Below are 14,719 nucleotides of genomic sequence, written 5' to 3' on the forward strand. Positions count from 1 at the left end.
ATTTTGACTTTTGACCTTTTAATATTAACTTTTGACGGCCCATAGGGCTATATCTACGTGGCACAATAATGTAGAGAAAATTATCGGTTAAAGGATTAAGTTCAATGATAACTGAATCTAGATTACAATCTGCATTAAAAAATGGCCAAGCTCTCAAAGTGATTAGTGGTTTGACTAATTTTGACAGAGATAGAGTCGCCGCAACGGTTAAAGCGGCAACTTTAGGTGGAGCAACCTTCCTTGATATTGCAGCGGATCCTAATTTAGTAGAGATGGCGCGGAGTTTAACTAACTTGCCTATCTGTGTCTCTGCTATTGAAGCTGCTAAATTTGTGCCAGCAGTAAAAGCAGGTGCTGACTTAATTGAAATTGGTAACTATGAGGCATTCTACGCTCAAGGAATGCGCTTTGAGGCAGAAGAAGTTTTGCGGTTAACTCAAGAAACTCGCGATCTGTTACCTAATATTACTCTTTCTGTAACTGTTCCCCATATTTTAGAGCTAGATCGGCAAGTACAACTGGCTACTGAGTTAGTAAAAGCGGGTGCTGATATTATTCAAACTGAAGGTGCTGTCAGTGCTCAACCTATTCACCCTGGAACATTAGGTTTAATTGAAAAAGCTGCCCCTACTTTGGCAGCAGCTTATGAAATTTCTCGGGCTGTAGATATACCTGTATTGTGTGCTTCTGGTATTTCTAATGTGACTGCACCATTAGCTATTGCTGCTGGTGCTGCTGGCGTTGGTGTGGGTTCTGCTATTAACCGCCTGAATGATGAAGTAGCGATGATAGCGGCAGTTCGTAGTTTGGTGGAAGCTTTGGCAAATGTTAGTCATATAAAAGTGGGTTCAATGTCTATTTAATTAGCTTTACTTGGAGAGTTTTTAAGTTAATGAACCACGTTAAAAAGTGATAACTCAGTAGGGATGTTCTATGGAACTTCCCTACTTAAATGAAAACCCTTCATGGTACAGATTTAGGAACTACTTTTAACTTTTAACTTTATATTATGGTTAGGACGATTATAAATGCTCAAACTGATTCAGGGACTACGTTTGATTTTTTTAACTGTACATATTTTTTTAGTTTGAAATAAAAATAGTTAACTTTTATTTAACTGTCAAGTCTTCTACACTAATAGACATTTCTGATTAGCCATAATACTTCTTCAGCAAACCCTAAGTGTTAATTTATAGAGGGTTTTTATCTCACGCTCGTTGCTTATTGTCAATCATCGACAAAATATAAAAATATTTATTAATAAATAAACATTTCCCTAGATTACAATATACGATTTGAGTAGTTTATTAGCCATAAAAATTTTTTTTAGGGAGACTATTGTGAGTGATATTTTAGGAGACTTTAGCAACTTTGAACAAGACTTGAGCAACCTAATATTAATTGGTGATAAGCAAGAAAATTTCGATGATGGGCAGAGATGGACTAGTGGCATTGAGCCAACTGGGAATAATTCTAAACTAAAAGTCGAAGAATTCAATACAGGTGGCGATGAACCATCACAGCCCCTTCAGGGACAAAAATTCTTTGATTTAGGTGAACTTAACCATTTATCTGCCTCAAATTCTCCACCGGGGAAGAAAGACCCACTAGTAGGTGAGGACAATGAAGCAGTTGTCAAAAAAAGTGACAATTTAATAAATCCAAATCCAATTAACCGTCGAAGCGGTAACAGTAGGAATAGGGCTGATAATATTGGAACTCTCAGCAGCAGTAGTAGTTTCACTGGTTTTGTTGGAACAACAGATACCAACGACTATTATCGCTTTTATCTGAGTGGGGAAAGGGAGTTTAACCTCACTCTCAACGGCTTAAGCGGTGATGCGGACGTACGATTACTCAATAGTAGTGGTGGTACTATTAGTAGTTCTACCAAGGGTGGTAGTAGTTCCGAGAGCATCAGTGAAACTCTCAATTCGGGTACATATTATATTAGGGTTTATCCAATGAGTGGGGTGAATACTAATTACAATCTCAATATAGAAGCAACTTCATCTTCATCTGATGAAGAGGTAAATATTACTTCCCCAAGCAGCAGGACCAGTATTGAACCGGGAGAAAGGTATAATATTCGCTGGACCGACAACTTTAGGGATAATGTCAAACTGGAATTGTACAAAGGAAGTTCCCGGCAACAAACAATTGCTCGTTCCACCTCCAGCGATGGCAGTTACTCTTGGAGGGCGCCCACATCTTTAAGCAGCGGTACTAATTACAGAATCAAGATTCGCAATGTGAACGATAGTAGTGTTTACGACTACAGTAGTTATTTCACTATTGAACCAGATGAACCAGATGGAGTGGTAAATATTACTTCCCCAAGCAGCAGTACCAGTATTGAACCGGGAGAAAGGTATAATATTCGCTGGACCGACAACTTTAGGGATAATGTCAAACTGGAATTGTACAAAGGAAGTTCCCGGCAACAAACAATTGCTCGTTCCACCTCCAGCGATGGCAGTTACTCTTGGAGGGCGCCCACATCTTTAAGCAGCGGTACTAATTACAGAATCAAGATTCGCAATGTGAACGATAGTAGTGTTTACGACTACAGTAGTTATTTCACTATTGAACCAGATGAACCAGATGAAAAGGTAAATATCACTTCCCCAAGCAGCAGTACCAGTATTGAACCGGGAGAAAGGTATAATATTCGCTGGACCGACAACTTTAGGGATAATGTCAAACTGGAATTGTACAAAGGAAGTTCCCGGCAACGAACAATTGCTCGTTCCACCTCCAGCGATGGCAGTTACTCTTGGAGGGCGCCCACATCTTTAAGCAGCGGTACTAATTACAGAATCAAGATTCGCAATGTGAACGATAGTAGTGTTTACGACTATAGTAGTTATTTCACTATTAAACCAGATGAAGAGGTAAATATTACTTCCCCAAGCAGCAGTACCAGTATTGAACCGGGAGAAAGCTATACTATTCGCTGGACCGACAACTTCAGCGATAATGTCAAACTGGACTTGTACAAAGGCAGTTCCTGGCAACAAACAATTGCTAGTTCCACCTCCAGCGATGGCAGTTACTCTTGGAGGGTGCCTACATCTTTAAGCAGCGGTACTAATTACAATATCAAAATTCGCAATGTGAACGATAGTAGTGTTGACGACTACAGTAATAGTTTCACTATCCAAAGCACAACATGGCCTCCAAGCGTTACCAAGGATTTGAAAACCTATACTGGTCGAGAAGAGTACAGTGGCTATGTAGGCAACGATGACTACTACAAATTTTCTGTTGACTCCCCTGGATACCTACAATTTGCACTGCGGGGAATGAGTGCAGATGCTAACTTGCAATTGTTGAATTCTAGCGGTAAAGTCTTAGAAAGTTCCAGCAAATCAGGCAATAGTGATGAATATGCAAATGAAAACCTCGGCATTGGCACTTATTATATGCGGGTATACGGCCATAATGGTGCCGATACCAACTATCGCTTAGTACTGAACCTCGACAAAGCAAAAAATGACAGGAGTAATGCTCGTTGGCTCGGTGAGCTAGCAGGACAGCGTAAAGAATACAAGGACTTTATAGGAACCAGCTCAGGGGATCAGTATGATTACTATAAATTTACTGTACAAGAACCTCGTTTCTTGGAATATGCGCTTCGAGACTTGACAGCTCCTGCTGACATCGATATACTCAATTCCAGTGGCGCTCGAATTACTCCTAAAGAAAATGATAAAGATAATCATCGATATAACCTGCACGAAACTATGGGGTTACAAGCTGGTACGTATTACGCGAGAGTTACGGCACCAACTGACTCTAGTCAGCAAACTAACTATAAATTAGTGCTGAATCTTAAAGGTGAGTATAAGCCCTTACACTCTAACCCAACAGAATCTAACCCCCTGAAGGGATTCCAATCTCCTGTCAGAGGTGAGAGATGGTATGTTTCACAGTCACCTGGTGGCAGTTATAGTCATACTGGCAATTTGCGTTACGCTATAGATATCAGTATTCCAGGCTGGGATGATTTTGGTGAACCAATATATGCCATGCGTTCAGGAACTGTTAAAAAAGTGGTCGATGATCATCCAGATATCGCCGATTCTAAGCGAAATAACTTAGTGGAAATCCAACACGAAAATGGCTATGTTGCTAGGTATTGGCATCTTCAGCAATATTCTAATTCAGATGCAGGGTTACAAGTCGGTCAAAAGGTGGATGCAGGTCAAATGATAGGTCGAGTAGGAAACTCTGGTTTCAGTACTGGTCCTCATTTGCATGTCGATGTTGTAGATTCTAGCTTGATAACAAGGCCATTTGAGATAGAAGGAATTTTTGATTACTAAACTCGAAGATGACACTTTTGTCGGTCGAATTCCATGCTGCAAAGGTGTTGTCGCATTTGTCTCCACACTGCGCCATTGCGAGAACAGGTGATGACGATTCGATAAATTGAGGAAATTATTGCTCGTCCTATATCCCTTGATGAATGGTTGACTTTATAGTTCCCCCAAAGCGATCGCTCTTCCCAAGCCAATCATGTTTAAGGAGCGATCGCCTTTTTCCCTCTTGGAGATTTATAGTTATTTTAATTTAGATTGAGACAAGTTTTTTATTGCTATAACTAAGTTTCAGCAGAAAAATTTTTCCCTTCTTATTTGAAATGACTATAGCATTCATATCATATCCGGATGAACGAGGGTGATTATTCTTTCCCAAACCAAAAGTGATTTCCCCACTAACAAACCATTCAGAGCCAAACCCTCATAACTCATTACTCACTTAATACAACTAAAGTTTTGACTACAAACAAGCGATCGCTATTTTATCTCCCAGAAAGCGATCGCCTAATTTTTATAAATTAACTCCAAAGCTTTAAGTCTGCTTCGTACTCATTTTCCAGCCACAAAAATTGAGCCTCATCATAATTATCTTTCTTAAGGATGAGACCATAGCCTTCAGCAGGCTCAAACCTTCCGTCTGAAGTTCCGAGCCACAAAAACAGATACAGAAGAGAACAAGCAGGATCTATCCATACCTCCCTAAATTGCAAAGTTTGATCAGCGATCACCTTTCTCAAATATAGAAAAGCCCATCACTCTTTATTGTCAATCTTTATGATTGATTTTTCGTAATTATTTCAGATATTTCCACTATAATTAGTCCTTTTGCATAAGTCCTAATTAAAAAAAAAAATTTAATACCATAATTTAATAATCTTACCACAAAACTTTAACTTTTTTTTATAAATCATTTATAAATCACTATTTATACACCACTATCCCTAATTCAACAACCGAATTTGAGCCAAAACAAATACAGCAGGAACCACACGACCATAATTTGTAGCGATCGCTCTCCAACCCAAATCAGCCAAAAACCAAGTCCACAACATCGGACCTAAAATCCCTAAAGCCGTCCGTAGCGCCCCATAACGAGCCGTACTAATAGCCATCCCTCGATTAGCCATTTGCATAGCGACATGACCTTGAAACTGAGTTACTCCTGCTGCTCCCCCCCTAACTAACGCTGCTTTTGCCATTTGATATTTAGCAAAATGAATCGCGAATTGACGAGCTAACTGCTTCAGTAATATTGGCTTCAACACCGAAGTTACAGCACAAGCAATGCCACCTTTAAATAATAAACTTAGTGGATTATTTTGTATTAATTTTGGTAGAGGCTGAGGAAAGTTACACTGAGCCAGAGAACTTTGTATATTTTTCCTTAACACATTCCGTTCCGATCTCGGCAAACGCTTCCAGGTTCTGCCTAAAACATTGAGAAATACCTCTGCTTCTAAATCTGTAGTCGAAAGTTTTTGAGAATAGGGAATCTTTAGATAATCACATACCTTGATTAAAACCTGCCGATAAGTTACCTTCTGGGTCTTTCCCCGTAATACCGTCATACCATCCGCTGCCAGATAACGAAACCTCTGGTCTAATGCATCTAACCAAACATGGCGATCGCGACTTTGTACATCTATTGGTAGAGGAGTCTGGAAATAATCCAAAGGATTGATCCCGCGCCCAAACAAAAGCTCTGTTAACTGCTGTAACTCCTCTTCTGTTGCCAATTCCAGTACTGCTCTTAGTTCATTCAATTTATTATGTCCTCCAGGCCTATAAAGCACTATGATCATAAGATTTTAAATAGGCCAATTACAAAATTAAGCTTATAAGCTTAAATGATTTATTATTATAACATAAAATATCTATTCTAATCTTAAAAATATATGAACAAATCACAAAAATTTGATATTGCTGTTATTGGTGCAGGTATAGCCGGTTTAGTCTGCGCCCAAGAACTACAGCAGGCTGGTTATTCAGTGCTAGTCCTAGAAAAATCTAGGGGAGTCGGGGGTCGCATGGCAACTCGCCGAGTTTTAGGAAGTCGCGCTGATCATGGAGTACGTTACCTCGAGCCTACAAATAAATTTTTGCAACAATTAATTAATAATCTCGAAATTCAAAAAAATAGCCCTGATGCCGAACCTATTCTCCGACTTTGGACAGATAAAATTTATCAGTTAACTCAACCCCAGAAACCACTATTTCCCATTGCCAAAAATTGCTATGTTGCACCCCAGGGAATGAACTCTGTCGGCAAATTTCTCGCCCAAAATTTAGATATTTGGTTTAGTCGGCGAGTACAAACTATACAACCAATAGCAGAAAAAAATTGGTGCCTGAAGTTAGAAATTACTAATGATGCTGCTACAGAAAAACCTACAGAAGTAATCGCAAAAGCCATAGTTTTAGCTATTCCTGCACCTCAAGCTTTAATGATTTTAGAAAAACCTGTTGCTGAAATACAACCCGAATTTATTCAGCGTCTGGGTTTTGTAGAATATGATCCTTGCATTACCGTGATGGCAGGATATTCTCCAGCATTACAAAAAAAATTACCAGAATGGCAAGCGATCGTTCTCCCAAATGATGAATATCTCGACTGGATAGGTCTTGATAGTAGCAAAAGACCTTATCCTACTCAGCCTATATTTGTGATTCAAAGTAGCGCCAAGTTTGCTACGACCCACCTTGACTCCCCAGACTTACAACCATTAGGGAAAGAATTATTAGAATATACAGCACAACAATTATTACCATGGTTAAGTAGCCCAGAATGGTTGCAAGTTCACCGATGGCGTTATGCTTTCTGTCGTCAACCTTTAGATGTTGCTTGTTTGACTACAAAATTACCGTTGCCATTACTGGGTGCTGGTGACTGGTGTGGTGGGAATAATATTGAGAGTGCTTTTGCCTCTGGGTTGGCTGCAGCAAATTCCTTGAGTCAGCTAATTGCGAATAGCTGAATGTTTAACCAATAATTAACTCAGATCGCGCTTTTTCTGTACCAATAGCTACAGCTAACGGTAAATAATATTGCAATGGTTCTGATCAAAATTGAATTGTTAGAATTGCTGGCAAATAATTAAAAATTTCCAGGCTCTCAACTATAGTTAAATTAAAGTTTTTTTTCAAACTCTTCTATAGTGAGTTAACCTTAAAGTATTGGTTAAAAATTTTGAGATATTTCCTATTAGTTATTATTTCAAAGTACCTCCTACTTCAATAGGAGGATTTAAATACTTAATTTGCTTTTTTTATCATCTTTAAAGGGAAAGCTTAAGACCTTATTTTATAGTCAGTACTCGCCAGACAATAAAACCTGCAAATAAAACATAACCTACTACCCCTACCCAGTCTTGCCAACTTCCTGATAATTGAGTTTCCATTGTTTAACTTAATTGTTGATTTTTTCTGAGATTATCATACAGCAGTTTGCAACTTGATTAAGTATAAAACTCTAAGTTTTAGGCAATAGTTAACTAGAATAGGCAATAGTGATGGCTAATAATTAGTATTAGGGAAAAGGTGATACCAAAGTTACAGAATACTTCTGGTACCTTTTACCCTTACTATGTTAGGGATACCAACTGGGGAGTAAGGAGAAATAAAACCTTTAGCTTTGCTATAGGTGAAGTAACTAAATAATAACTAATTAGCCAAAACCATTACTTACTATCTCCTTCCTTTTCACTTAAAAATTATACAATTTATCCCACAATTCCCTAAACTTTGTATCTAAATATTAGGAAATTTTATTCCTTTTTTAAGATAAACTGATTTTGATGAACTCCTTCAACAGTAACCAATCCTGTAGCGATAAATTCATTCACCGCTTTTCTAATTGGAAAATTTTCTTTTTCACGCCAATTATAATCGTCCCCTGCAATCAACCCACCTCGTTTTACCTTATCAAAACATAACTCTAAATCTTGCTTGACAAATTCATAACTATGATTCCCATCAATATAAATCCAGTCTAAATAATTATTTTCCAAATTAGGCAGAACATTACTGGAAAAATCGCGATGAATAATTACGTTTTTCCCCTCTGTTTTTTGTACAACTAATTGATAAATATTGTCTATATCTTCCTGGCTTTTAACTACTTTTCCACCATAAAGTCTATTCGGGTATTCTTCTTGAAATAGCCAAGGATCGATTAAGTGTAATTTTTCTGGTTGGACCATATTTAAAATTTTTGACTAAAAAGACCTTTCCCAACACCAATTTCTGCACAAATAGAGTTTTTCGGCATTTTTTTTAATAAAAAATTTCTCCTCTGGAGACTAGGTTTAACTTTTTTCATTTTGTGACCTCTTGCTTAATTTTTTTTATTATATCAATTAGATAAATATTTGCCACAAATTATTTTCCACAAACCTTATATTTTCTATTCTCTATAGCCAGAGTTTTGTAAATTATTTTACCTAAATCACTATTAATAGTTATGACTTTTTAGATAAAAAAAAGTAATCTAATAACTATCTTTTTTGTCTACCTCATGACCCATAAATAATTAAGATAAAATATTCTATAATACTTATTCTATAGTTGGGAGAGATAGGCAAATATGAAATTGAATATTTAGATATAGATAAAGTTATAAAAATATATTATATAAAACATATTATATAGCCGTATTTACCTGTAAGTAAATATATGAGTTTTAATAATTACAGAAGCTTTCCGTCACGGTAGATCGCAGCAAATAATTTATGGCTATTTACCCCTAAATAGTTTTGGTTTTGACTACATAATTTATCAATCTCAAAACCGCTATCATGATAGGTAACTAAAAAAAATTGAACCATAATAATTGAATAATTGAATGTTTTAATTATTCAATCATTCAAAACCTGTAAAATATTTCCCACTGCTACCACTCCATCACTCTCAACAGTTGCTAATACTCCTGTGTAAGAGTGACCATATTTTTCTTTCAACACCGACAATAATGGAACATCTCGATCGCCTGTTTCTGGGTCAACCTCAATATTCATACACCGCCCAATTTTAGCAGTAACAGTAATTTGAGCATCACCCAAAGATAACTGTTTCCCCACCAAATCAAATTCTGACCAAGCATCTATTCCTGTCACAACTATATTAGGGCGAAACCTCCGCACGTCTAATATTTGACCAGTCTTTTCTCCCAAATCATCCATTGTTGCTTGACTAATAATAGAAATATGTACGGGTTCCCGGTCAGGATAACGACTGGTTTTCCCATTTCCCACTAACTGCAGAGGTGCTTTTTGAGGATGACGCCCTCCTTTATTGGGTTCTAGAGTAGTCAAATAATTTGTAAAAAAACCACTAAGGCGATCGCGCCCTTCAGATAAACTTGTATTTTCCCTGACCAACTCAACCCCTTGCCGTCCCACAGTTAAAAATTCTGTTTCCTCATCAAAATTACAATCTAAAGCCGCTAAACCAGGCCAGTCATTCTGCACAGCAAAATGCTTTTTACTCATCCAAGGTACAACTTTAGGTTGCTTGGGTTTCTCAGAGTCCAGAAACATCAGAGCAAATGCGCGATCGCCTTGAATGCCATGACCTGCAGTTAGGGAAAGATGCTGACAAACTTGAGGAGTTAACCCCTTAACTGGATGAATAAATAACTGTTTGACTGTTGCTATTTTCATGTTATTATATAGTATTGGTTTAATAACTCATAAAAAAGTTTTTATTTTTAGTATTGTTCCAGTAACAAAAAAGATAGATTTTTAACTTACTAGAGCAATACTACCAGCTTTAATTATAACTACTTAACCAGACATTTATATTAGCAAGACTTACGCAGAACTAACATATCTAGTAGAGTCTTTCTGACACTTGCCCTCTAAAGATAGAATATTATCAAAGTTAAAGGTAAGATTTTAAAATTCAAAGCTTCGACGTCCTCAGTAGTTGTCAGAAATTATTTTACATTTTAGTTAATAGTCAGTAGTATAGCCTAAGTTGATGCAATTAGTATAACTTTAAAAAAATTGAACTATCATTCTGACTATTATTTACACAAAGAGTGGAAATTAACTAAGCTAGGAATATTAATTTTCCCTTTATTACCAACTTTTGGTATATTAACTCTAATTTTTGCAATTATTAGCACTTTCATACAAAAATGGCGCAGCATTATTAGCAGTTTCCACAATATAGCTTTAGCTTGTCTAGGCCTTTGGTTAGCGATCGCTTCTTTTTTGGCTTGGAGTCCCCAGGAAGCCTGGCTGGGGTTAGCTAATTTATTACCTTTTTTCCTGGCGTTTGCTGCTTTTAGTACCTTAATTCAAACTCCATCCCAACTACGACAGCTTTCTTGGATAATTGTAATTTCTTCAGTACCTGTTACAATTCTAGGTTTCGGGCAATTATTTTTCGGTTGGTCTGGTCTGCTAAATTTACAGGTTATTTTGGGTTGGATGCTGGCACCGCAAGGTAACCCTCCCGGAAGAATGGCTTCAGTATTTATGTACGCTAATATCTTGGCAATTTATCTGACTGTTGTACTTATTTTAGGGTTGGGGTTGTGGATTGAAAAATGGAAAAATTTATTTGCCAATAGGGAACAGTCCTACCAGCCGCAGTCCTTGATAGAAGACAAGCGATCGCTACAGGAACTTCCCGTCAAGGAAACTTCCCCAACTCCAGACAGGCAGACCCCATCAACAGATTACAATTTACCATCAACAGCAAGTTTTTTCAGAAGTAATGGTCTGATCAATCTTTTTCAGATCAACTCTGGTCAAAAGTTTGTTTTTTTAACAGCTGTTATCATTGCTAATACCCTGGCTTTAATCTTAACGCATTCACGCAATGCTTGGGGATTAATTGTATTTGCTGGCCTGGCTTATGCTATTTATCTGGGTTGGCACTGGTTGGTAGCATTGGTTATGGCGGCGGTGGCAACTGTTTTCGGAGCCGCTTTTGCTCCTACACCTTTGAATAAATGGTTACAAGTAATAGTTCCTGAATATTTTTGGGCGCGACTCACAGATCGGAATTTTGACCGACCTGTAGCCATTTTACGAAGCACTCAATGGCAATTTGCGTGGAATTTGACCAAGAAAAAGCCTTGGAGTGGTTGGGGGTTGCGGAATTTCACCCCTTTATATGAAGCACAGATGCAAACATGGGTTGGTCATCCTCATAATTTGTTCTTGATGCTGACAGCAGAAACTGGAATTCCTGCTACTTTATTTTTCTTTGTTTGGGTAGGTTCGATATTGGGAAAGACAGTATGGTTATTAATTAATTGGTATTCTGTTAATTCTAGAAAAAACCGTTTAATTGTTTTTAGTTATTTGGTAGCTTTTAGTGCCTGCACTATATTTAATATGTTTGATGTGAGTTTGTTTGATTTACGAGTTAATACTATTGGATGGTTACTTTTAGCTGCAATTTCTGGAAGTCAAAAGTTAAAAGTCATGGATTAAGATTTTTAAAGCCTCAAACTTTCTTACCTTCAGCATAGGGATAAATATCTCCTGTCTCTTGTGTTGCCCTCTCCATTCTATTTTTATCAGGACTTACGCAGAAACAACATATATCCTAGAGTTTAATCTATATTAACCTCTACAGATAGGGTATTATCTACGAGGTGTGGTAAGTCCTATCTATATTTGGCGTAAGTCCTCTTACCAAGAAATATTTTCAATCAATTTTCAATACCCAATACAAAAAGCCAAGCCTGGGGATGAATAAGAAATTTCTTAGAGACTGTTTGTAAAAAAAAGCTAAAGATTATTATAAAAAAGTGTTGAAGGTAGGAAAATATAAAAACGATTCTCAATCTCAAATAAATTTTGTAAAAAGTCGTGAAAATCTTTCCCTAGCGGTCAGGCGCGATCGCGAGTGGAACTACTCGAATCTCTGTTACCGAAACCTCTCTCAACGAGGACCCAAACCAAATGCTAATCTCACAGAAGTAGTAAATGGTATATTCTATATAATTTATTCTGGTTGTCATTGGCGTTCTTTGCCTCAGGGACTAACACCTTGGCAAACTGTGTTAACAAAATTTTGTAAATCGCAACGACATAGTGTTTGGCAAGAAATTAATCATACTCTACGGCGAGAGACAAGAGTCCAAGAAGTAGGACACCCAGAACCGACTGCAGCAGTTGTTGATTCTCATAGGGTAAAAATAACAGCAAAAAGGGGGAGGTATATGGCTATGATGGTGGTAAAAAAGTAAAAGGTTGTAAGCGTCATATCTTGGTTGATACTCAAGGAATACTAATAGGAGTAGTGGTAAGTAAGGCAGATATGGGAGAAAGCTTAGGGGCTAGAGCGCAAGTTTAGGAACAGAGTGAAAATATTCCAGAAGGACGAATTATTTTGGATCGAATTCAGTTGAAAACTTAAATTTTGTACACCAAGAAAATAGCCTAAATTATCAGACAAATTGAATTAATTTTCCCAGTAGCTAAATTTTACTATTGCCGGATAATTCGTGTTTTTTATTAAGTTTAAAAGATTCTAATTTTGTAGCAATAGCAAAATAACTTAAGAACATTATTTCATGTGGAATGAGCATAAAAATATTTTTCTCTTTCCCATAATAAATAAACTGATGAATGATATCTGATAACAGGGCAAACACAAATGTGTTGCCCTAATATTTGATTTTATTCTTCACTCATAATCTTAGGAACTTTAAAAAAGTCACCATTTTGTTCTGGAGCACAAGAGAGAATATCTTCTCGGTAAGGAAAAGGTTCCAAACTATCCTTACGAGTAACATTATTAACATCAATTGCCCGAGTAGTAGGAGGTACAATTTCCGTATCTAACTCACTCAACTGTTCAAAATATTCCAGAATGCTACTTAATTGAGTAGTAAACATTTCTTCCTCTTCCGAGTCAAGCTCTAACCTAGCTAAATGTGCAACTTTGCGCACTTGTTCATTATCTATAATCATCACTAATTTTTCCTGTTTTCTTAACTTAAAAATTAACTAAAATTAGAAAAATACCTCTTTATTTGAACGCCCAGTAGTTTTCAACCAATTTTGAGCTTCAATATAATTATTAGGAGCTAAACTAATTGCCTGTTTCCAATATTCTGCAGCTTGATCAAAATAACTATTTGCATCTCTTGAATTACCTGTTTCTTTTGCCTTTTCTCCTCTATAGTGAAAAATCACAGCAATATTATTTAAAGCTTGAGGCATTCTGGGATTATTTTCTAAAGCTTGGTGATAATATTCTAATGCCTGATCGTGTTCCCCATTACTAGCATGAATTAAGCCTATATTATAAAGAATATAACTCCGGTCATTAGGGTCATCTTCTAAGTTTAAAGCTTCATAGTAATTTTCCAAAGCTTCAGCATATTCTCCATCAGCTTGTGCAGACATTCCATCACGATAATAGGCAAAAGCCTCTTTCGCCTGATTATTTGTTGGTAGTAGCTTCAAAATTAAATCTGCCATAACCGTAAATGACTTATCAATGAAGTTATCATTACGTTGAGTTCTGGGCATATTACAAATATATATTTTCAGGTACATAGACTAGAGTAGAACAATTTTGAGCAGTATGTGTAACTTCTCATAAATATCAGCCTAAAATTTATCTAATCTTTAGATCACAAATTATTTTTTACATTCTATTCTATATGAGAATTATTAAAACTTATGCAAAACTTAATATCATTCAAATTATTTATAATCTAGAATATAGGAAATAATAAAATAGAACTTACCCAAAAGATAAGATAATCATAGTTATAAATAACTCCTGTATAATTAATTTTAGGCAGGCATCAAAGGCAAAAAAAATCAAAAAATAATTATTATGGAAATTAGAAAAACTCGAATATTTTCAATTTTACTATGTAGCGATATGCTTTGGAGTGCTACTTAGGAATAAAAATTAAATAAGAGCCAAAAATGAATATAGTAATGATAGGTTGATTGTTATACGATTTTAACTTCTAATTATATTAATTCTATGAATCCCTATCCTAAAAAAGTATAGCTAAAAATGAAAAAAACTCTATAAATCATTATCGGAAAAAAAGTGTCGTCGCTATGCTCGGATAGAAGCCCTCAAACTGTTATAGAGAGGCATAAATTATATTAGCCTACTATTTGGATGTAATTACTATATAATTCGATTGGGAAAAGATGAACTTGATAATTCTTCAGCAATGAGCATTAGGTTCGTTTCCAGTGGAGGAGGACGAAAATAAACGATATTAAGCATAGAAGGATTTAATGAAGCATTTTTAAAATTCATTGCCGAATATACTGCTGGTTCACCAACAAATGAACAACTCAAATAGACAAATCTAACTCGACTCTACAGTAATCATTAAAATATTAATATCTTGCCACTGACTACGGTCTAAAATTAATACTAATTCTGAAGTAAAGCAG

Annotated in this window: 13 protein-coding genes; 7 read left to right on the forward strand and 6 right to left on the reverse strand. The window is 36.3% G+C overall.

The window, feature by feature from the left end; genetic code table 11:
- The first annotated feature begins 104 nt into the window (after positions 1-104).
- From TERY_RS22070 to TERY_RS37670, 3 genes are all read left to right on the forward strand, one after another.
- Complete coding sequence (locus TERY_RS22070) at positions 105-863, forward strand: DUF561 domain-containing protein (protein WP_011613864.1); 759 nt, start codon at positions 105-107, stop codon at positions 861-863.
- 477 nt (positions 864-1,340) lie between these two features.
- The gene (locus TERY_RS25865; RefSeq protein ID WP_011613865.1) at positions 1,341-4,328 is read left to right on the forward strand and encodes a Ser-Thr-rich GPI-anchored membrane family protein; all 2,988 of its coding nucleotides are present in this window, start codon (positions 1,341-1,343) and stop codon (positions 4,326-4,328) included.
- A complete protein-coding gene (locus TERY_RS37670; RefSeq protein WP_370496097.1) occupies positions 4,318-4,419 on the forward strand; it encodes a hypothetical protein in 102 nt (33 codons plus the stop codon). The genes TERY_RS25865 and TERY_RS37670 overlap by 11 nt, the downstream gene beginning before the upstream one ends.
- Before the next feature lie 424 nt (positions 4,420-4,843).
- Here TERY_RS37670 and TERY_RS22080 read toward each other — a convergent pair whose 3' ends face one another.
- Complete coding sequence (locus tag TERY_RS22080; protein WP_052845856.1) at positions 4,844-5,053, reverse strand: hypothetical protein; 210 nt, start codon at positions 5,051-5,053, stop codon at positions 4,844-4,846.
- Between the two features lie 213 nt (positions 5,054-5,266).
- Positions 5,267-6,088, reverse strand: a complete 822-nt coding sequence (locus TERY_RS22085) for a YaaW family protein (RefSeq protein ID WP_044137940.1) — start codon at positions 6,086-6,088, stop codon at positions 5,267-5,269.
- A gap of 132 nt (positions 6,089-6,220) precedes the next feature.
- Between TERY_RS22085 and TERY_RS22090 the strand changes: the two genes are divergently transcribed.
- A complete protein-coding gene (locus tag TERY_RS22090) occupies positions 6,221-7,300 on the forward strand; it encodes an FAD-dependent oxidoreductase (protein ID WP_011613867.1) in 1,080 nt (359 codons plus the stop codon).
- 789 nt (positions 7,301-8,089) lie between these two features.
- Here TERY_RS22090 and TERY_RS22095 read toward each other — a convergent pair.
- Together TERY_RS22095 and TERY_RS22100 are read right to left on the reverse strand one after the other, a co-directional pair.
- Positions 8,090-8,524: a class I SAM-dependent methyltransferase gene (locus tag TERY_RS22095; RefSeq protein ID WP_011613868.1), complete on the reverse strand. Its 435-nt coding sequence runs from the start codon at positions 8,522-8,524 to the stop codon at positions 8,090-8,092.
- 654 nt (positions 8,525-9,178) lie between these two features.
- Entirely contained in the window at positions 9,179-9,982 is an 804-nt protein-coding gene (locus TERY_RS22100) for an MOSC domain-containing protein (RefSeq protein ID WP_011613869.1), read from the reverse strand.
- Positions 9,983-10,327: 345 nt separating this feature from the next.
- On the opposite strand from TERY_RS22100, the gene TERY_RS22105 reads away from it, so the two are divergent.
- The 3 genes from TERY_RS22105 to TERY_RS37675 all read left to right on the forward strand — a co-directional run bounded on the left by TERY_RS22105 (position 10,328) and on the right by TERY_RS37675 (position 12,638).
- Complete coding sequence (locus TERY_RS22105; RefSeq protein WP_011613870.1) at positions 10,328-11,770, forward strand: O-antigen ligase family protein; 1,443 nt, start codon at positions 10,328-10,330, stop codon at positions 11,768-11,770.
- Positions 11,771-12,090: 320 nt separating this feature from the next.
- Positions 12,091-12,531 carry a transposase gene (locus TERY_RS25870; RefSeq protein ID WP_011613871.1) on the forward strand — a complete coding sequence of 147 codons (441 nt, stop codon included), beginning with the start codon at positions 12,091-12,093 and terminating at the stop codon, positions 12,529-12,531.
- A 17-nt stretch (positions 12,532-12,548) separates the two neighbouring features.
- On the forward strand, positions 12,549-12,638 hold the full coding sequence (locus TERY_RS37675) for a hypothetical protein (RefSeq protein WP_370497306.1): 90 nt from the start codon (positions 12,549-12,551) through the stop codon (positions 12,636-12,638).
- Between the two features lie 326 nt (positions 12,639-12,964).
- Here the strand turns inward: TERY_RS37675 and gatC are convergent, their stop codons facing one another.
- The gene (gene gatC, locus TERY_RS22115) at positions 12,965-13,255 is read right to left on the reverse strand and encodes an Asp-tRNA(Asn)/Glu-tRNA(Gln) amidotransferase subunit GatC (RefSeq protein ID WP_044137942.1); all 291 of its coding nucleotides are present in this window, start codon (positions 13,253-13,255) and stop codon (positions 12,965-12,967) included.
- A gap of 45 nt (positions 13,256-13,300) precedes the next feature.
- On the reverse strand, positions 13,301-13,822 hold the full coding sequence (locus TERY_RS22120; protein WP_044137005.1) for a photosystem I assembly protein Ycf3: 522 nt from the start codon (positions 13,820-13,822) through the stop codon (positions 13,301-13,303).
- Positions 13,823-14,719 lie beyond the last annotated feature (897 nt).

Origin of the sequence: Trichodesmium erythraeum IMS101 (genome assembly GCF_000014265.1) — a bacterium.
Classification (GTDB): Bacteria; Cyanobacteriota; Cyanobacteriia; order Cyanobacteriales; family Microcoleaceae; genus Trichodesmium; species Trichodesmium erythraeum.

Excerpts from the sequence above, each read along its gene's own strand:
- TERY_RS22095 (WP_011613868.1), bottom strand. The coding sequence starts at position 8,524 with ATGGTCCAACCAGAAAAATTACACTTAATCGATCCTTGGCTATTTCAA.
- TERY_RS22090 (WP_011613867.1), top strand. The coding sequence starts at position 6,221 with ATGAACAAATCACAAAAATTTGATATTGCTGTTATTGGTGCAGGTATA.
- TERY_RS22070 (WP_011613864.1), top strand. The coding sequence starts at position 105 with ATGATAACTGAATCTAGATTACAATCTGCATTAAAAAATGGCCAAGCT.
- TERY_RS22100 (WP_011613869.1), bottom strand. The coding sequence starts at position 9,982 with ATGAAAATAGCAACAGTCAAACAGTTATTTATTCATCCAGTTAAGGGG.
- TERY_RS22120 (WP_044137005.1), bottom strand. The coding sequence starts at position 13,822 with ATGCCCAGAACTCAACGTAATGATAACTTCATTGATAAGTCATTTACG.